This window comes from Cyanobium sp. CH-040 (genome assembly GCF_024346135.1).
GTDB lineage: Bacteria > Cyanobacteriota > Cyanobacteriia > PCC-6307 > Cyanobiaceae > NIES-981.
Genome location: NZ_JAGQCJ010000001.1, coordinates 525,003 through 541,235, shown reverse-complemented (window position 1 = coordinate 541,235; position 16,233 = coordinate 525,003). Strand labels below are relative to the sequence as shown.

At 73.3% G+C, this 16,233-nt stretch carries 17 protein-coding genes, 1 tRNA gene and 1 pseudogene; 11 read left to right on the top strand and 8 right to left on the bottom strand.

The genetic code is table 11. The features are described from left to right. Window positions 1–116, bottom strand: a pseudogene (locus KBY90_RS02810) (photosystem II D2 protein (photosystem q(a) protein)); the annotation flags it as partial. Between the two features lie 151 nt (window positions 117–267). Here KBY90_RS02810 and KBY90_RS02805 point away from each other — a divergent pair. The 4 genes from KBY90_RS02805 to KBY90_RS02790 all read left to right on the top strand — a co-directional run bounded on the left by KBY90_RS02805 (window position 268) and on the right by KBY90_RS02790 (window position 2,339). Then, a complete protein-coding gene (locus tag KBY90_RS02805) occupies window positions 268–531 on the top strand; it encodes a hypothetical protein (protein ID WP_254966893.1) in 264 nt (87 codons plus the stop codon). A 25-nt stretch (window positions 532–556) separates the two neighbouring features. Beyond that, window positions 557–1,246: an ABC transporter ATP-binding protein gene (locus tag KBY90_RS02800; protein WP_396122491.1), complete on the top strand. Its 690-nt coding sequence runs from the start codon at window positions 557–559 to the stop codon at window positions 1,244–1,246. 105 nt (window positions 1,247–1,351) lie between these two features. Further along, a tRNA-Asn gene (locus KBY90_RS02795) sits at window positions 1,352–1,423 on the top strand. Window positions 1,424–1,589: 166 nt separating this feature from the next. After that, a complete protein-coding gene (locus KBY90_RS02790; protein WP_254966892.1) occupies window positions 1,590–2,339 on the top strand; it encodes a response regulator transcription factor in 750 nt (249 codons plus the stop codon). Here KBY90_RS02790 and KBY90_RS02785 read toward each other — a convergent pair. The 3 genes from KBY90_RS02785 to KBY90_RS02775 are packed head-to-tail and all read right to left on the bottom strand — an operon-like array spanning window position 2,270 to window position 6,343. Further along, window positions 2,270–3,259, bottom strand: coding sequence for a DNA polymerase III subunit delta' (locus KBY90_RS02785; RefSeq protein WP_254966891.1), 990 nt, complete (start codon window positions 3,257–3,259; stop codon window positions 2,270–2,272). The two genes, KBY90_RS02790 and KBY90_RS02785, sit on opposite strands and share 70 nt — an antisense overlap. Continuing rightward, window positions 3,256–3,906 carry a dTMP kinase gene (tmk, locus tag KBY90_RS02780; RefSeq protein ID WP_254966890.1) on the bottom strand — a complete coding sequence of 217 codons (651 nt, stop codon included), beginning with the start codon at window positions 3,904–3,906 and terminating at the stop codon, window positions 3,256–3,258. Before tmk ends, KBY90_RS02785 begins: the two co-directional genes overlap by 4 nt. Then, entirely contained in the window at window positions 3,896–6,343 is a 2,448-nt protein-coding gene (locus tag KBY90_RS02775; RefSeq protein ID WP_254966888.1) for a cation-translocating P-type ATPase, read from the bottom strand. Before KBY90_RS02775 ends, tmk begins: the two co-directional genes overlap by 11 nt. A 79-nt stretch (window positions 6,344–6,422) precedes the next feature. Here KBY90_RS02775 and KBY90_RS02770 point away from each other — a divergent pair, with 79 nt between their 5' ends. Next, window positions 6,423–6,944 carry a photosystem I assembly protein Ycf3 gene (locus tag KBY90_RS02770; RefSeq protein ID WP_254966887.1) on the top strand — a complete coding sequence of 174 codons (522 nt, stop codon included), beginning with the start codon at window positions 6,423–6,425 and terminating at the stop codon, window positions 6,942–6,944. Window positions 6,945–6,951: 7 nt separating this feature from the next. On the opposite strand, the gene radA is transcribed toward KBY90_RS02770, so the two are convergent. Continuing rightward, window positions 6,952–8,415 carry a DNA repair protein RadA gene (gene radA, locus KBY90_RS02765; RefSeq protein WP_254966886.1) on the bottom strand — a complete coding sequence of 488 codons (1,464 nt, stop codon included), beginning with the start codon at window positions 8,413–8,415 and terminating at the stop codon, window positions 6,952–6,954. A gap of 144 nt (window positions 8,416–8,559) precedes the next feature. Between radA and rpaB the strand changes: the two genes are divergently transcribed. The 5 genes from rpaB (at window position 8,560) to KBY90_RS02740 (ending at window position 13,437) form a co-directional block, all read left to right on the top strand. Next, window positions 8,560–9,318 carry a response regulator transcription factor RpaB gene (rpaB, locus tag KBY90_RS02760; protein WP_254966885.1) on the top strand — a complete coding sequence of 253 codons (759 nt, stop codon included), beginning with the start codon at window positions 8,560–8,562 and terminating at the stop codon, window positions 9,316–9,318. Beyond that, entirely contained in the window at window positions 9,299–10,654 is a 1,356-nt protein-coding gene (gene plsX / locus KBY90_RS02755; RefSeq protein ID WP_254966947.1) for a phosphate acyltransferase PlsX, read from the top strand. Before rpaB ends, plsX begins: the two co-directional genes overlap by 20 nt. Before the next feature lie 94 nt (window positions 10,655–10,748). Then, entirely contained in the window at window positions 10,749–11,741 is a 993-nt protein-coding gene (locus KBY90_RS02750; RefSeq protein ID WP_254966945.1) for a beta-ketoacyl-ACP synthase III, read from the top strand. 38 nt (window positions 11,742–11,779) lie between these two features. Next, window positions 11,780–12,697, top strand: a complete 918-nt coding sequence (gene fabD, locus KBY90_RS02745; RefSeq protein ID WP_254966884.1) for an ACP S-malonyltransferase — start codon at window positions 11,780–11,782, stop codon at window positions 12,695–12,697. Further along, entirely contained in the window at window positions 12,694–13,437 is a 744-nt protein-coding gene (locus KBY90_RS02740; RefSeq protein ID WP_254966882.1) for a 1-acyl-sn-glycerol-3-phosphate acyltransferase, read from the top strand. The genes fabD and KBY90_RS02740 overlap by 4 nt, the downstream gene beginning before the upstream one ends. On the opposite strand, the gene KBY90_RS02735 is transcribed toward KBY90_RS02740, so the two are convergent. From KBY90_RS02735 to KBY90_RS02725, 3 genes are read right to left on the bottom strand one after another with little or no spacing between them, the layout of a single operon-like run. Further along, window positions 13,337–14,074, bottom strand: a complete 738-nt coding sequence (locus KBY90_RS02735) for a YdcF family protein (protein ID WP_315858697.1) — start codon at window positions 14,072–14,074, stop codon at window positions 13,337–13,339. The two genes, KBY90_RS02740 and KBY90_RS02735, sit on opposite strands and share 101 nt — an antisense overlap. Beyond that, entirely contained in the window at window positions 14,074–14,694 is a 621-nt protein-coding gene (tsaB, locus tag KBY90_RS02730) for a tRNA (adenosine(37)-N6)-threonylcarbamoyltransferase complex dimerization subunit type 1 TsaB (protein ID WP_254966880.1), read from the bottom strand. The genes KBY90_RS02735 and tsaB overlap by 1 nt, the downstream gene beginning before the upstream one ends. Beyond that, window positions 14,691–14,942 carry a Ycf34 family protein gene (locus KBY90_RS02725; RefSeq protein WP_254966878.1) on the bottom strand — a complete coding sequence of 84 codons (252 nt, stop codon included), beginning with the start codon at window positions 14,940–14,942 and terminating at the stop codon, window positions 14,691–14,693. Before KBY90_RS02725 ends, tsaB begins: the two co-directional genes overlap by 4 nt. Between KBY90_RS02725 and KBY90_RS02720 the strand changes: the two genes are divergently transcribed. Continuing rightward, window positions 14,941–16,212, top strand: a complete 1,272-nt coding sequence (locus tag KBY90_RS02720; RefSeq protein ID WP_254966877.1) for a CCA tRNA nucleotidyltransferase — start codon at window positions 14,941–14,943, stop codon at window positions 16,210–16,212. The two genes, KBY90_RS02725 and KBY90_RS02720, sit on opposite strands and share 2 nt — an antisense overlap. Window positions 16,213–16,233 lie beyond the last annotated feature (21 nt).

The following is a 16,233-nucleotide window of genomic DNA, read 5'->3' as shown; positions in this document are numbered from 1 at the left end:
GGGAACAGGAGCAGACCGGACCACCCCACGAAAACGAAACGGTCGCGCTTGAGCCAGTCGTCGAGGACGTCAAACCATCCCCGGCCCGCCGGCGCGCGCCCTACTGCGATCGTCATGAGTGGGGCTTCATGAAGCGTTACACCTGAAATCCTATGGGGCGGAGAGCCGAACCGCGCCGGACGGTCCCGGCGTTGAGTACAACCACCTAACGGCCGCCGCGACGGCGATCCCGTTCGCCAGAGTGGCGGCGGTCTCCCCCACCAGCGGATGTACGTCGTCGAGCTGTCGATCAAGCTCAGCCCCCTGCCGATCGCGGTGCAGCGCAAGGAGCTCGCCGATGCCCAGGCCCTCTACGCCAGCGTGCGGTCAGCCCTCGAGAGCGGCAGTCCGCGGGTGCTGGAGCTCAGCTGCGAGAAGGAACCCGAGAAGAAAGTGAGCCTCCTGAGCAGCGAGGTGGTGGCCGTGCAGGTGTACGAGAAGTCGGCCACCGGCACGGGCGGCAAGCGGCCTGGCTTCAGCTTCGACAGCTGAGCCGGCCCACTCCCGCAGCGGTCCCTTGCCCCCATCCAGTCCCAGCGCGGCGCCGGCCCCAGCCCTGGAGGCCGAGGACATCGGCTACACCTGGCCGGGTCGGGATCAGCCCGCCCTGCAGGCGTGCAACCTGCAGCTGCCCGACAGCGGCCTCTGGATGCTGGTGGGCAGCAACGGCAGCGGCAAGAGCACGCTGCTGCGCCTGATCGCCGGCCTGCTGCCGCTGCAGCAGGGCCGGATCCGCGCGCGGGTGCGCTCCGCCCTGGTGTTCCAGAACCCCGACCACCAGCTGCTGCTCCCCAGCTGCGGCAGTGAGCTGCTGCTGGCCATCGACGCCTCGCTCGGGCGCGGCGAGCGAGAGCTGCGCATGGACAGGGCCCTGGAGCAGGTGGGCCTGGCGGGCCTGGCGGACCGGCCCATCCATGCCCTCAGCGGTGGCCAGAAGCAGCGCCTGGCCATCGCCGCCGCCCTGGCCAGCGAGGCCGGTCTGCTGCTGCTCGACGAACCCACGGCCCTGCTGGACCCCACCAGCCAGCAGGAGGTGCTGGCGCTGATCCGCCGGCTCACCAGCCGGGCCGAACAGCCGCTCACGGCCCTCTGGATCACCCACCGGCTCGAGGAACTGGCCCGTTGCGACGGGGCGGCGCTGATGCGGGACGGACGCCTGGGGCCCTGGCAGTCCGGGGCGGCCCTGGCCCGGCGGCTGGCCGCCTGAGCGGGGACGCTTGCTGAGGGGGGCGCCTGACCGGTATGGTCTGAGACCGTCGGCGCCGCAGGCGCTGACCGGAGATCCCAGGCGGTTTCGCCCCAGGGATGTCATTCCTCGGTAGCTCAGCGGTAGAGCGGTCGGCTGTTAACCGATTGGTCGCAGGTTCGAATCCCGCCCGGGGAGTTTTCAGGCCACCCAGTTCAGGCTTCCAGGTGGCCAGCTCGGCCGCGCAATCGGAAGACAACCTGAAGAAGTGCCCGCTGCCGGGGGCCGTCGGTGCTGTGATCGCCGACACCATCAACAATGGCGTCGTCAGCGTGACGTCCCTTCCAGCACCCTGTCAGCAGCCATGAAGCCCTGCATCCTGCTCATCGAGGACGACGGCGACATGCGCGACCTGGTGGCCGGCCACCTGGAGCACAGCGGCTTCGACGTGCAGAAGGCCGACGACGGCATCCGCGGCCAGGCCCTGGCGCTGCAGTACGTGCCCGACCTGATCCTGCTGGATCTGATGCTGCCGAAGGTGGACGGGCTCACGCTCTGCCAGCGCCTGCGGCGCGACCAGCGCACGGCGCGCATCCCGATCCTGATGCTCACCGCCCTGGGTGACACCAAGGACAAGGTGAGCGGCTTCAACTCCGGTGCCGACGACTACCTCACCAAGCCCTTCGACCTCGAGGAGCTCACCGTGCGCGTGAAGGCGCTGCTGCGCCGCAGCGACCATGCGCCGCTCTCCACCAAGCACGCCGAGATCCTCAGCTACGGGCCCCTCACCCTGGTGCCGGAGCGCTTCGAGGCCATCTGGTTCGACGCGCCGGTGCGCCTCACCCACCTGGAGTTCGAGCTGCTGCACTGCCTACTGCAGCGCCACGGCCAGACCGTGTCGCCGGCGCTGATCCTCAAGGAGGTGTGGGGCTACGACCCCGACGACGACATCGAGACGATCCGAGTGCATGTGCGCCACCTGCGCACCAAGCTCGAACCCGACCCGCGCAAGCCGCGCTTCATCAAGACGGTGTACGGGGCCGGCTACTGCCTGGAACTGCCCAGCGCCGTGCCCAGCTCCAGCAGCGCCACCTCCCAGGCCAGCCGCGGCTGAACGTAGGCGCGCAGCTGGCCCCGCAGGCGCTCCAGCCTGCGCAGCACCGCCGGCGCCGACCCACGGCGCCAGAGCCAGAGCTGCCACCAGTCCAGCAGCCAGAGCTGCTGCTCGCCATCCAGCGCCTCGCTGAGATCGCGGGCCAGGGCCAGGGCCGTGAGCGGGTCGGGGCTGTCGGGGAGCTCCTGCAGGCGGCCCGGGAGCTGCTCCGGCAACGCCCGCCACTGGCGGCGATGGTGCAGCAGGGCTCCCGGTGAGCCGGCCGCCAGCTCCAGCAGTTCGGGCGGATCGGCGGCCGCCGCCTCCCCGGCGCCATCGGCGATCGCGTCGGGCAGGGCCGCCAGCACGCCGGCCATGGCTGCGGGCGACAGCCGCCGCAGGGGAATCAGCTGACAGCGGGAACGGATCGTGCTGAGCAGGCGCTCGGGGGCCGCCGAAATCAGCAGCAGCAGCCCCCTGCCCGGCTCCTCGAGGGTCTTGAGCAGGGCATTGGCGGCAGGCTCCGCCATGGCCTCGGCCTGCTCCAGCACCACCACGCAGCCGGGCGCCTCCACCGGCCGCCGGGCCAGGAAGCGCGACGCCTCGCGGATCTGCTCCAGGCGCAGCTGGGGCGGGCTGCGCCGGTTCACCCCCGCCTCCTCGCTGCGGGAGAGAGGCACCAGCTCACCCCGGTGCAGATAGGTGGGTTCCACCCAGAGCAGGTCGGGGTGGTTGCCCTCCGCCAGGCGCCGGCGCAGGCCCGGGGATCCCTGGGGTCCGGCCAGCACACCCTCCACAAAGCGCAACGCCGCCAGACGCCGGCCCACCCCCTCCGGCCCGGCGAGCAGGTAGGCGGGAGCGATCCGGCGGCGCTCCAGCGCCGCCAGCAGCAGGGCGCAGGCCTGCTCCTGGCCCACCAGATCGGCGAACAGGGCGGTCACGGGGCGTCGCGGAGCCGGCTGATCAGGGCCTGGCACGCCGCCGTGACCTGCTGCGGCGCCGCAGCGGCGTCCACCCGGCGCCAGCCCCGGTGGTGCGCCAGTTCGGCGAAGCCACGGTTCACCGCCTCCAGAAACGCGTCCCCACCGGCTTCGATCCGATCGCCGGGCCGGTCGCCGCGGCGGCGGCGGCTCTCGGCCAGGGGCAGATCCAGCCAGAGGGTGAGATCGGGCTGCAGGCCGGCGGTGGCGATCGTCTCGAGCTGGGTGATGAGGGCCAGGTCGAGGCCGCGGCCGTAGCCCTGGTAGGCGGCGGTGGAGCCGCTAAAGCGGTCGCTCAGCAGCCAGTGGCCCGCCGCCAGGGCCGGGCGGATCACCTGCTCCACGTGCTGGGCCCGGTCAGCGGCATAGAGCAGCAGCTCGGCGCTGGGGAGCGGAGCCGCCCCGGCCGGAGGATGGAGCAGCAGCTGGCGCAGAGCCTGGCCCAGGAGCGTGCCGCCGGGCTCGCGGGTGCAGACCACGCGGACGCCGGGAGCCAGCAGACCACTGGCCGGCAGCCAGCGGCTGAGGGCCTCGAGCTGGGTGCTCTTGCCGCAGCCGTCGATGCCCTCGAGCACCACGAACCGGCCCGGTCTGGGTTCAGGCGCCACGCCGTTCGCTAGCCCGCACGCGGCCATCCTGCAGCAGCAGGGCATTGAGCACGACGGTGATCGAGCTGAGGGCCATCAGCAGGGCCGCCAGCGGGGGATCGAGCAGCACGCCGAAGCCCGGCAGCAGCACACCGGCGGCGATCGGCAGCACGATCAGGTTGTAGCCGAAGGCCCACACCAGGTTCTGACGCACCTTGGCCATGGTGCGGCGGGCCAGGCGCAGGGCCAGCACGATGCCCTCGAGACGATCGCCCATCACCACCAGCTCGGCGCTGTCCTGGGCGATCTGGGTGCCGGTGCCCACGGCGATGCCCAGATCCGCCGCCGCCAGGGCCGGGGCGTCGTTGATGCCATCGCCCACCATCGCCACCGGCCCCGCCGAGCGGGCGGCCACGATCCGCTCCAGCTTCTGCTCGGGCCGCAGCTCCCAGCCCAGCTCATCGGGCCTGAGCCCGAGCGCGGTTGCCAGCTGCAGCACGGGCTCGTGGCGATCACCGCTGAGCAGGCCCAGCCGGAAGCCCAGCTGGCGCAGCTGGGCCAGCACACCCTCCGCATCGGGGCGCGGCGCGTCCTGCACGGCCACCAGGCCGAGCAGGCGCCCTGCCTGGGCAACCGCCAGCACCGACGCGCCGCCGGCCTCCAGGGCCGCCTGGCGCTGCTGCCAGGGAGCGCCGGCGTCGGCCGCCGCCCAGCTGAGCCGCCCCACCCGGCAGACCTGCCCGGCCAGCGTGCCGGCCACACCGGCCCCGGCCTCGGTGCGGCAGTCGTTGGCATCGAGCAGAGGGAGCCGTCGGGCTGTGACCTCCTGGAGCAGGGCATGGGCCAGGGGGTGGCGGGTGCTGGCCTCGAGGCTGGCGGCCACCTGCAGCAGCTGCTCGGCCGATGCCCCCGGCGCGGGCTCCACCACCGTCACCATCGGCCGGCCCACGGTGAGGGTGCCGGTCTTGTCGAAGAGCACCGTCTGCAACCGCGAGGCCATCTCGATCACATCACCGCCGCGGAACAGCAGGCCGGAGCGGGCCGCCAGACCTGAGCTCACCGTCATCACGGTGGGGGTGGCCAGCCCCAGGGCGCAGGGACAGGCCACCACCAGCACGGCGATCGCCAGCTGCAGCGCCAGGCTGAAGGGCGTGTCGGCCGACACGCCGAACACGCCATGGCCGGCATGGCCGCTGCCCTGATGCTGCAGGTGCAGCACCTGGGGCCAGAGCGAGGTGCCCCACAGCCACCAGAACAGGAAGGTGGCCAGCGCCAGGCCCAGCACCAGCAGCGTGAACCGTCCCGCCACCCGGTCGGTGAGGCCCTGGATCGGTGCCTTGCGGCTCTGGGCCTGTTCCACCAGACGGATGATCCGGGCCACGGCACTGTCGCTGCCGCTGCGCTGCACCTCCAGCACCAGCGGCGCCTCCAGGTTGAGGCTGCCGGCGGCCAGCTCGCTGCCCGCGGTGGCCTGCAGGGGCAGGGGCTCACCGGTGAGGGCCGACACGTCCAGCGCCGATTCCCCCTCCAGCACCCGCCCGTCCACCGGCACCCGGTCGCCCGGCAGGAGGCGCACCCGGTCGCCCGGGCGCAGACCACCGACCCGCACCTGCCGCGGCGGACCCTCGCCCACCAGCAGCAGGGCGGTGTCGGGCTGGAGTCCGGCCAGATCCTCCAGGGCCCGGCCGGTGCGGAAGCGGGCCCGCTCCTCCAGGAAGCGGCCGAGCAGCACGAAACCGAGCAGCATCACCGGCTCGTTGAAGAAGCAGGGCCAGCCCGACTGCGGCCGGAGCAGACCCACCAGGCTGGCCAGGTAGGCGCTGCCCACCCCCAGGCCCACCAGGGTGTCCATGCTGGGCATGCCGGCGAGGGCGACGCGGACGCCGTTCACCAGGATCGGCCGGCCGGGCCCCAGCAGGGCGGCGGTGGCCACCAGGGCGTGAAACCACTCCGCCGTGAGCACCAGGCCCCCCGGCCCCCGCCAGAGGGTGGGCGCCACCAGGCCGAAGTGCCCCAGGGCCGACACCGTGAGCAGCAGCATGGCCACCACCAGGCGGCGCCAGAGCTGCCACCAGCTGCGCTCGCGCCGGCGCTCACCCCGACTGAGGGGCTGGCTGTCGCTGGCGCGGGGACGGGCCGTGAAGCCCAGGCCGGCCAGGGCCTGCTCCAGGGGCCGGCTGCGCTGCTCGGGGGCAAGCGCCGCCAGGCCCGGATCCATGTCCACCCAGGCGGTGCGGGTGAGCAGGTTGACGCTGGCCTGGCGCACACCAGGCTGCTCGAGCAGGCGGCGCTCCACCGCCCGCACGCAACCGGCGCACTTCATGCCTTCGATGTCCAGCAGCAGGGGCTCCAGCTGCTGGGGGTGCTGCTGGGGGTGCTGCTGGGGGTGCTGCGGTGAGGCAGCCTCGCCCGGGGCGTCGGACACCCCAGCCGATGGGGCGACGGGCGAGACGGACATCGGGCCGATCAGCCAGGCAGGGAACCCACGCTAGGCAGATCGGCCAGACTGCACAGCTCGAAGCTCTCCACTTCCGCCGGTGCCCCGCTCCCAACGCAACGACAACTTCATCGACAAGAGCTTCACGGTGATGGCCGACCTGATCCTCAAGGTGCTGCCCACCAACCGGCGCGCCAAGGAGGCCTTCGCCTACTACCGCGACGGCATGAGCGCCCAGGCCGACGGCGAGTACGCCGAGGCCCTGGAGAACTACGAGGAGGCCCTCAAGCTCGAGGACGACCCCAACGACAAGGCCTTCATCCTCTACAACATGGCCCTGGTGTTCGCCTCCAACGGCGAGCACGCCAGGGCCCTCGACTACTACGGCCAGGCCCTGGACCTCAACAGCAAGATGCCCCAGGCCCTCAACAACATGGCGGTGATCCACCACCACCTGGGCTCGATCGCCGAGGAGCAGGGCGACGCCGACGAGGCCGACCGCCAGTACGACCAGGCCGCCGACCTGTGGAGCAAGGCCATCCGCCTGGCCCCCAACAACTACATCGAGGCCCAGAACTGGCTGAAGACCAGCGGCCGCGGCAGCGTGGACGTGTACTTCTGAGGGCTGCTCAGGCCCGGTCGTCGGCCGGGTTCACCCCCAGGGCCGCCACCAGGGCCTCGGCCACCGTGCCGGCCTCGAGGAGCTGCAGGCCCAGCCCCCCAGCCGCCTTCGCCAGCCCCGTGCCCCTGGGCACCACCGCCCGGGTGAAGCCCAGCCGGGCCGCCTCCTGCAGGCGCAGCTCCAGCTGGCCCACGGGCCGCAGCTGGCCGCCCAGGCCAAGTTCCCCCACCAGCACCGTGCCGGGGGGCAGGGTGAGATCCCGGTAGCTGGCCACCACCGCCGCGGCCACCCCCAGATCCGCCGCCGGCTCCTCCACCTCCAGGCCGCCGGCCACCGCCAGATAGCAGTCGAAGCGCGAGAGCGGCAGACCCAGGTGCTTCTCCAGCACCGCCAGGATCTGGTGCAGGCGGTTCACGGCGATGCCGGTGGCACTGCGGCGCGGGCTGGCGTAGCTGGTGGTGCTCACCAGGGCCTGCAGCTCCACCACCAGGGGCCGGGTGCCCTCGCAGGCCACGATCGTGGCGGTGCCGCTGCTGGGCTCGCTGCCGCCCAGGAACAGCTCGCTGGGGTTGCTCACCTCCGCCAGGCCCCGGTCGCGCATCTCGAACACCCCCAGCTCGTGGGTGGCGCCGAAGCGGTTCTTCACGGCCCGCAGCAGGCGATGGCTGGCGAAGCGGTCGCCCTCGAAGGTGAGCACCGCGTCCACCAGGTGCTCGAGCACCTTGGGGCCGGCCAGCATCCCCTCCTTGGTGACGTGGCCCACCAGCAGCAGGGCCGTGTCCTGGCGCTTGGCGATGCGGGCCAGGGCGGCGGCGCACTCGCGCACCTGGGCCACCGAGCCCGGGGCGCTGGCCAGCTCGGCGTCGTGCAGGGCCTGGATGCTGTCGATGATCGCCACCGCCGGCCGCAGGGCCTCGAGCTCCTGCAGCACCAGCTCCAGGTCGGTTTCGGCCAGCAGCTGGAAGTCGGCGCCCCCCGCCTCCAGGCCCCCTGCCGCTCCCCCCGCAGGCGCGCCTTCAGCCTCCTCCATGCGCGCCAGGCGCCGCCAGCGCAGCTTCACCTGCTGGGCCGACTCCTCGGCGCTCACGTAGAGCACGGAGGCCCGGCCGGCCATGGCGCGGGCGCTCTGCAGCAGCAGGGTGCTCTTGCCGATGCCGGGGTCGCCGCCCAGCAGCACCAGCGAGCCGGGCACCAGTCCCCCGCCCAGCACCCGGTCCAGTTCGCCGTAGCCGCTGGCCAGCCGCTGCAGCGGCCGCTCGCCCACCGCCTGAATCGGCTCGGAGCGGCGGGCCCTCGGGGCGCAGCCCGACTCCGGACTCACCGGCCGGCGCCGGCGGGCGTCGGCGGCCGGCGCCGCCCGCAGCTGCTCCACCAGGGTGTTCCAGCTGCCGCAGCTGCTGCAGCGGCCGAAGAACTGGCGGGTCTGGGCGCCGCAGGCACTGCAGACGTAGACGGTGACGGGCTTGGCCAAGGACTGACGGCGGCAGGGACTGGCGGCGGGAAGGCGGGCGGATGGGGCCGGCGGCTGACGACTATGAAGAAAGGTGGCGTTGCATGAATCCTGCGCCCTCCGACCTTTTCAGTAGAGGCCGTCTGATGTAGCGCCTGCGGCGGCATGACGGTCTCGACCCCGAGCCCCAGCAAAGAGAAGGAGACGATCCTGGTCGTCGATGACGAGGCCAGCATCCGCCGGATCCTCGAGACCCGGCTTTCGATGATCGGCTACCAGGTGGTGACCGCCAGCGACGGCCAGGAGGCCCTGGAGGTGTTCCGCAGCAGCCACCCCGACCTGGTGGTGCTCGACGTGATGATGCCCAAGCTCGACGGCTACGGCGTCTGCCAGGAGCTGCGCAAGGAATCGGATGTGCCGATCGTGATGCTCACCGCCCTGGGCGACGTGGCCGACCGCATCACCGGCCTGGAACTGGGCGCCGACGACTACGTGGTGAAGCCCTTCAGCCCCAAGGAACTGGAGGCGCGCATCCGCTGCGTGCTGCGGCGGGTGGAGAAGGAGAGCGGAGCCGGCATCCCCAACTCGGGGGTGATCAGCATCGGCGACCTGCGCATCGACACCAACAAGCGCCAGGTGTACCGCGGCGACGAGCGCATCCGGCTCACCGGCATGGAGTTCAGCCTGCTGGAGCTGCTGGTGAGCCGCAGCGGCGAGCCCTTCAGCCGCGGCGAGATCCTCAAGGAGGTGTGGGGCTACACCCCGGAACGTCACGTGGACACGCGAGTGGTGGATGTCCACATCTCCCGGCTGCGCTCCAAACTGGAGGATGATCCGGCCAATCCCGAGCTGATCCTCACGGCCCGGGGCACCGGCTATCTGTTCCAACGCATCGTTGACCCCGTTGCCTCCGAAGGAGCCTGACAGGCGCGCCAAGCCTCACCGCACGATCCGGCGGCTGGTGATCTGGTACCGCCGCAACGCCGCCGTCACCACCCTGGTGGGCACGGCCACCTCCGCGGCGACCACCGCGGGCAGCGTCGCCGGCTCCGTCGCCGGCGCGGCGGTGTCCGGAGCCGGCTCGGTGGCCGGCGCGGCCACCAGCGCCGCCCACACCGTGCTGCAGCCGCTGGTGTTCGACCCCCTGCGGCGCCTGCAGCGGGGTCTGGGCGGGCCCGACGAGAACGCCCCGATCAACGAGGCCGACCGCCTCTGGGTGGCCGTGGACGGCATGGGCGGCGACCATGCGCCCGGTCCGATCCTGGAAGGCTGCCTGCAGGCGGTTGAGCGTCTGCCGCTGCGGGTGCGCTTCGTGGCGGAGCCCGACCTGCTGCGGGCCGCCGTGGCGGAACTGGCGCTGCAGGAGCAGCTCGATCACGCCCTCGCCCGCGGCTGGATCCAGCTGGTGCCCAGTGGCCCCTCCGTGGGGATGGACGAGGAGGCGACCGTGGTGCGGCGCAAGCGCGACGCCAGCATCAACCTGGCCATGGACCTGGTGAAGCAGGGCCAGGCCACCGCCGTGTACTCCGCCGGCAACTCAGGGGCGGTGATGGCCTCGGCGATCTTCCGGCTGGGCCGGCTCAAGGGCATCGACCGCCCCGCCATCGGCGCCCTGTTCCCCACCCGCGACCCCGAACAGCAGGTGCTGGTGCTGGATGTGGGCGCCAACATGGACTGCAAGCCCGAGTGGCTGCACCAGTTCGCCCTGCTGGGGAACATCTACTGCCGCGATGTGCTGCAGGTGGCCCGGCCCCGCATCGGCCTGGTGAACATCGGCGAGGAGGAGTGCAAGGGCAACGACCTCTGCCAGCGCACCTATCCGCTGCTGGCCGCCGAACGGCGCTTCCTGTTCGCCGGCAACTGCGAGGGGCGCGACATCCTCTCCGGCGACTTCGACGTGGTGGTGTGTGACGGCTACACCGGCAACGTGCTGCTCAAGTTCCTGGAGAGCGTGGGCAGCGTGCTGCTCGACGTGATCAAGGTGGAGCTCCCCCGCGGCCGGCGGGGCAAGGTGGGCTCCGCCTTCCTGATCAACAACCTGCGCCGCATCAAGAAGCGGCTTGACCATGCCGAGCACGGCGGTGCCCTGCTGCTCGGTGTGGACGGCGTCTGCGTGATCGGCCACGGCAGCAGCAAGGCGCTCTCCGTGCTCAGTGCGCTGCGGCTGGCCCACTCCGCCGCCAACCACCACGTGATGGACGACCTGCATGCCCTCAGCGGCCAGAGCAGCGCCGCGGCCGGCGTGATCGCCTGTGGTTGACTGAGGCCGATTCCGGGCCAGCTGCGTGCCCAACGGCGTGTCCCTCAGCCTCACAGGCCCCATGGCTGGGGCCGGCACCAACCCCGCTGCCGGCATGGCCCTGGTGGGCTGCGGCAGCGCCCTGCCGGCGGTGAGCATCAGCAACGAGGAGCTCAGCCGCCGGGTCGACACCAGCGACGCCTGGATCCGCTCCCGCACCGGCATCGGCGCCCGCCGGGTCTGCGGCCCCGATGAACCGCTCACGGTGCTCGCCAGCCAGGCCGCCCGCCGCGCCCTGGAGCATGCCGGCTGGCGCCCCGAGGACGTGGACCTGATCCTGCTGGCCACCTCCAGCCCCGACGATCTCTTCGGCACCGCGCCCCGCGTGCAGGCGGCCCTGGGGGCCACGGGCGCGGTGGCCTTCGATCTCACCGCCGCCTGCAGCGGCTTCCTGTTCGCCCTGGTCACCGCCGGCCAGTACATCGCCAGCGGAGCCGTGCGGCGGGCCGTGGTGATCGGCGCCGATCAGCTCAGCCGCTGGGTGGACTGGGACGACCGGCGCACCTGCGTGCTGTTCGGGGATGGGGCCGCCGCCGTGGCGGTGGAGGCCTGCGCCGCGGCCGACACCGGCCTGCTGGGTTTTCGCATGCGCTCCGACGGCAGCCGCAACGCCTGCCTCACCCTCGCCCAGACCGACAGCCGCGCGGCCCTGCTGGGGGAGCTGTCCACCCAGAAGGGCGGGTTCGCCCCCATCCACATGAACGGCCAGGAGGTGTACAAGTTCGCCGTCCGCGAGGTGCCGGCGATCCTGCAGGAACTGCTGGAGAGCACGGGCGTCGCGCCCGCCCAGCTCGACTGGCTGCTGCTGCACCAGGCCAACCAGCGCATTCTCGACGCCGTGGCCGAGCGTTTCGCGGTGCCCGCTGAGCGGGTGCTGAGCAACCTCGCCCACTACGGCAACACCTCGGCCGCCACGATCCCGCTGATGCTGGACGAAGCGGTCCGGGACGGGCGCGTGCTGTCCGGCCACCTGCTCGCCAGCAGCGGCTTCGGGGCGGGCCTGAGCTGGGGCGCCGCCCTGCTGCGCTGGCAGGGCCCTCCGGGCTGAGGCCTAACCTCCTGGCCGATCGGAGCGGCAGTGACGGCATGGCGATTGCCTGGGTGTTTCCTGGCCAGGGGTCCCAGAAGGTGGGCATGGCCGATGGCGTGATCGAACTGCCGGGAGCACGTGAACGCTTCGCCCGGGCGTCGGCCCTGCTCGGCCGCGATCTGCTGGCCATCTGCAGCGGCGACGGGAGCGGCGATGGCGAGGGAAACGGCGGCAGTGACGCGCCGGCCGATCTCAACGACACCCGCAACACCCAGCCGGCCCTGTTCGTGGTGGAGAGCCTGCTGGTGGATGCCCTGCACGGCCAGGGCCGGCGCCCCGACCTGGTGGCCGGCCACAGCCTCGGGGAGCTGGTGGCCCTCTACGCCGCGGGGGTCTTCGACGCCGACACCGGCCTGGCCCTGGTGCGGCGCCGCAGTGAGCTGATGGCGGAGGCCGGCGGCGGTGCCATGACGGCGGTGATGGGCTTCGATCGCACCGAGCTGGAGAGCCTGGTGGCCGCCAGCGACGGGGTGGTGATCGCCAACGACAACAGCAGCGCCCAGGTGGTGCTCTCCGGCACCCCCGACTCCGTGGCGCGGGTGAGCGGCGAACTGCGCTGCAAGCGGGCCGTGCCCCTGGCGGTGAGCGGGGCGTTCCACTCCCCGTTCATGGCCGGGGCCGCCGCGGCCTTCGCCGCGGAGCTGGAGGCGATCCCCTTCGCCGACGCCAGCGTGCCGGTGCTGAGCAACACCGACCCCACCCCGGAGACCAGCGGCGCGGCCCTGAAGGATCGTCTGGTGCGCCAGATGACCAGCGGCGTGCGCTGGCGCGAAACCATGGAGGCGCTGGCGGCTGCGGGAATCGACACCGCCGTGGAGATCGGCCCCGGCACGGTGCTCAGCGGCCTGATCAAGCGCAGCGGCGCTGAGATCGGCACCGCGGGCATCGCCACCGCCGCCGACCTGGGCGCATGAACGGCGGCAGCCTGCGGCCCATCGCGGCCGAGCAGCAGGCGCTGGTCTTCAGTCCCAGGCCCAACCTGGCCTTCCGGCTGGTGCGCTACCTGCTCGTGTTCCCGGTGTTCCAGCTGCTGCGGGGACGGGTCAGCGGCCGGGACCATGTGCCCTGGGAGGGTCCGGTGGTGGTGGTGGCGAATCACGGCTCCCACCTCGACCCACCCCTGCTGGGCCATGCGGTGGGCCGGCCCGTGGCCTACATGGCCAAGGCCGAGCTGTTCCGGGTGCCCCTTCTGGGGCCGATCATCCGCGCCTGCGGCGCCTATCCCGTCACCCGGGGGGGCAGCGACCGCGAGGCCATCCGCACGGCCGGCGACCGGCTGCTGGCGGGCTGGGCCGTGGGCGTGTTCATCGACGGCAGCCGGCAGAGGGATGGCCGCGTGAACCGGCCCCAGCCCGGCGCCGCCCTGCTGGCCGCGCGCAGCGGCGCCCCGCTGCTGCCGGTGGCCATCCTCAACAGCCACCGCGCCCTGGGCCGCGGCCAGCGCTGGCCGCGGCTGGTGCCGGTGCATGTGCGCATCGGCACCCTGATCGGCCCGCCGCCCTCCCGGCGGCGGGCCGATCTCGACGCCTGCACCGCCGCCTGTCAGCGGCAGATCAACGCTCTGCTGGACCAGGGGCCGATCGGCGCACGCGCTCTGTCCAGCGCCCGGGTGCCAGACGCTCTGCCGCCCAGTGGCGCAGATCCCGGCCGCTGACCACCCACAGCGCCGCCCGCAGGCCGTCGCCCCACACCTTCCGCCGCCGCTCCGGCAGGCACTGGTCGCCGCAGTCCACCGGCTCCGGGGTGAGATGGATGCCGCGGCTGCCGGCCACGATGCGGCCCACCAGCAGGGCGCGGTCCATGTGGTCGCTGCTGGTGACCAGCAGGGCATGGCGCACGCGGGCCTGGCGCAGATCGTCCACCAGGGAGGTGAAGTTCGTGAGCGTGTCGGTGGCGCGGTAGTCGAGGGTCACCTGATGGCTCGGCAGGCCCTGGCGCTGCTCGAACAGCCAGTGGGCGTACTCCGGATTGCTGCCGCCGCTCACCACCACCGGCAGGCCGCGCTCACCGGCGATCGCGGCGGCATGGCGCTCCCGCTCCAGATCCCCCCCGAGCACCAGGATCACCTGGGGAGGCGGGGGTGTCGGCCACCACCAGCCCCGCGACAGCCACACCAGGGCGCCGGCCAGGAGCAGCAGCAGGGAGCCGCGCCAGGGCAGCCGGCTTCGGCGCGCCGGAAGCGGCGGGCGAGCGCGCCGGGGACGCGTGGGCACCGGTGGCGGGGGGCGCCGGCGCGGGGGCAGGGGCCGGCGGCGGCGGGGATCGGGAGCAGCGGGTGGAACGGCCTGCATCACACGCCCACCGGCGCGGTGGGATAGGCCGGCAGCACCGGCTGCCACGGGGCCTCGCGTCCGGCACGGTGGGCCTGGTGCGCCAGCGCCAGCAGCTCAGCCACGTCCTCGGCCACGGCCACGGCGGCCGGGCGCTGGGGAGCCGGGTCGAGGGCGGCCAGGGCCGCGGCGTCGGCGTGGAGACGGGGCTGGCGAAGCTCCACCATGCCGTCGCCGCCGTCAGCGGGTCCGTAGAGCCCCGCCACCAGCCCGCGGCGGGGCAGCTCCTGCACCAGCCAGGTGGGAGCGGAAAGTGCCAGACGGCGGGCCACCAGCAGAAAGCTGCTCACGCCATCCAGCGGCAGGCTGAGCTGCTGGGCCAGGGTGCGGGCGAGCACCACGGTGAGCCGGGTGCCGGTGAACCCGCCCGGGCCGGTGGCCACCGCCAGCCGGCCGAGCGCCGGCCAGTCCTCGGCCGGCAGCACCTCCTCCACACAGCTCAGCAGCCGGTTGGAGAGGGCCCGGCCCAGGGGGAAGGTGGCGATCCGGTCGGGCCGGGAGCCCTCGAGGCAGCGCAGGCCCACACCCAGCTCGGCGGTGGAGCTGTGCAGTGCCAGCAGCCAGCGGCAGGAACCCGTCATGAGGGCAGGAGCGCTCCGGGCCGCAGGCGCTGCCAGCGCCCCGGCTCGGCCAGGAAGCTGCCGCAGCCGCGCACGTCCCACTCCACACCCGCGCCCCCGTCAGGCAGGTCGATCACCTGCACGTGGATGCGGGGTTCCCGGGGCCGGAAATCAGGCCGGGAACTGAGGTGCTCGACGCCATGTTGACGCTCGACCGCGTGATAGGCCTGACAGCGGTCGACCCAACGGCAATCCACACAGATGCACATGCCGGCCCGGTCCCCCCTGGATGCCATTTTGCCGCCGGAGGGCAGCGCGGGCGAGCTGGAGCGCCGGCTCTGGCAGCGCCTGCGGCCCCAGGCGTGGCCGATCCCCCCCGGCGCGCTGCCGCAGGGCACGGCCCTGGTGGGGGGCGCCGTGCGCGATGCCCTGCTCGGCCGTCTGGCCGAGCATCCGGATCTGGACCTGGTGGTGCCGGCCGGCGCCGTCACCCTCGGCCGGCGCCTGGCCGACCAACTGGGCGGCACCTGCGTGGTGCTCGATGCCGGGCGCGACATCGCCCGGGTGGTGGTGGGCGGCTGGACGATCGACCTGGCCCGCCAGGAGGGGCAGGCGCTCAGCGACGACCTGGGCCGGCGTGACTTCAGCGCCAATGCCATCGCCCTGCCGCTGGCGGCGGGCAGCCGCCTGCTCGATCCCACCGGCGGCCTGGCGGCCCTGCGGCGCGGCCAGCTGGTGGCGGTGTCGGAGGGCAATCTGCTCGACGATCCGCTGCGCCTGCTGCGCGGCATCCGGCTGCGCTGGGAGCTGGAGCTGGAGCTGGAAACCGGCACCCGGGCCTGGATCGGCGCCCACGCCGCCCTGCTGGGCACGGTGGCGGGCGAGCGGGTGCTGAGCGAACTGCAGCGCCTGGCCGCCGCCGGGGAGGGGCAGCGGGGTCTGGCCCAGGCCCTGGAGCTGGGTCTGCTCAACCCCTGGGGCGCCGATCGGGAGGCGGCGGGCCGGCTGGCCCTGCTCGATCGCGAAGCCCCGGAGCGGCTCGGCCTGAGCGCGGTGGAGGGGGAGGTGGCCCTGCCGCTGGCCCGGCTGGCGGCACTGCTGCCAGCCGCGGCCGTGGCGGCCCTGCGCGGCAGCCGCAGGCTGCAGCGGCAGTGCGAGGGCCTGCGCCGCTGGTGGCAGCGTCTGCACGATCTGGCCGCTCCGGCCGGCCAGGAGCTCGACGCCCTGCCCGAAACCGAGCGTCTGGAGCTGCACCGCGATCTGGAGGCGACGCTGCCGGCGCTGCTGCTCGCCCTGCCGGCTGCGGGAACCAGCGGCGCCCTGGCCCGCTGGCGGGACGGCGAGGATCCCCTGTTCCACCCCCGCCCACCCTTGGATGGCGACCGGTTGCGGCTGGCCCTGAACCTGCCCGCCGGCCCTGAGCTGGGCGCTCTGCTGAGGCACCTCACCCGCGAGCGGGCCTTCGGGCGGCTGGGCGCTGCCGATGCCGAGGCCACACTTGCGGCCGCCCGGCGCTGGCTGGACGAACGCCGGGGGTGAGGCCCAGGGGGGAGCGCCGTG

What these genes read in the sequence shown, in the direction of transcription:
- tsaB (WP_254966880.1), bottom strand. Translation starts at nt 14,694, where the DNA reads ATGACGGGTTCCTGCCGCTGGCTGCTGGCACTGCACAGCTCCACCGCC.
- KBY90_RS02775 (WP_254966888.1), bottom strand. Translation starts at nt 6,343, where the DNA reads ATGTCCGTCTCGCCCGTCGCCCCATCGGCTGGGGTGTCCGACGCCCCG.
- KBY90_RS02740 (WP_254966882.1), top strand. Translation starts at nt 12,694, where the DNA reads ATGAACGGCGGCAGCCTGCGGCCCATCGCGGCCGAGCAGCAGGCGCTG.
- KBY90_RS02735 (WP_315858697.1), bottom strand. Translation starts at nt 14,074, where the DNA reads ATGCAGGCCGTTCCACCCGCTGCTCCCGATCCCCGCCGCCGCCGGCCC.
- rpaB (WP_254966885.1), top strand. Translation starts at nt 8,560, where the DNA reads ATGACGGTCTCGACCCCGAGCCCCAGCAAAGAGAAGGAGACGATCCTG.
- KBY90_RS02720 (WP_254966877.1), top strand. Translation starts at nt 14,941, where the DNA reads ATGCCGGCCCGGTCCCCCCTGGATGCCATTTTGCCGCCGGAGGGCAGC.
- KBY90_RS02750 (WP_254966945.1), top strand. Translation starts at nt 10,749, where the DNA reads ATGGCCCTGGTGGGCTGCGGCAGCGCCCTGCCGGCGGTGAGCATCAGC.
- fabD (WP_254966884.1), top strand. Translation starts at nt 11,780, where the DNA reads ATGGCGATTGCCTGGGTGTTTCCTGGCCAGGGGTCCCAGAAGGTGGGC.
- KBY90_RS02725 (WP_254966878.1), bottom strand. Translation starts at nt 14,942, where the DNA reads ATGTGCATCTGTGTGGATTGCCGTTGGGTCGACCGCTGTCAGGCCTAT.
- KBY90_RS02790 (WP_254966892.1), top strand. Translation starts at nt 1,590, where the DNA reads ATGAAGCCCTGCATCCTGCTCATCGAGGACGACGGCGACATGCGCGAC.
- KBY90_RS02805 (WP_254966893.1), top strand. Translation starts at nt 268, where the DNA reads ATGTACGTCGTCGAGCTGTCGATCAAGCTCAGCCCCCTGCCGATCGCG.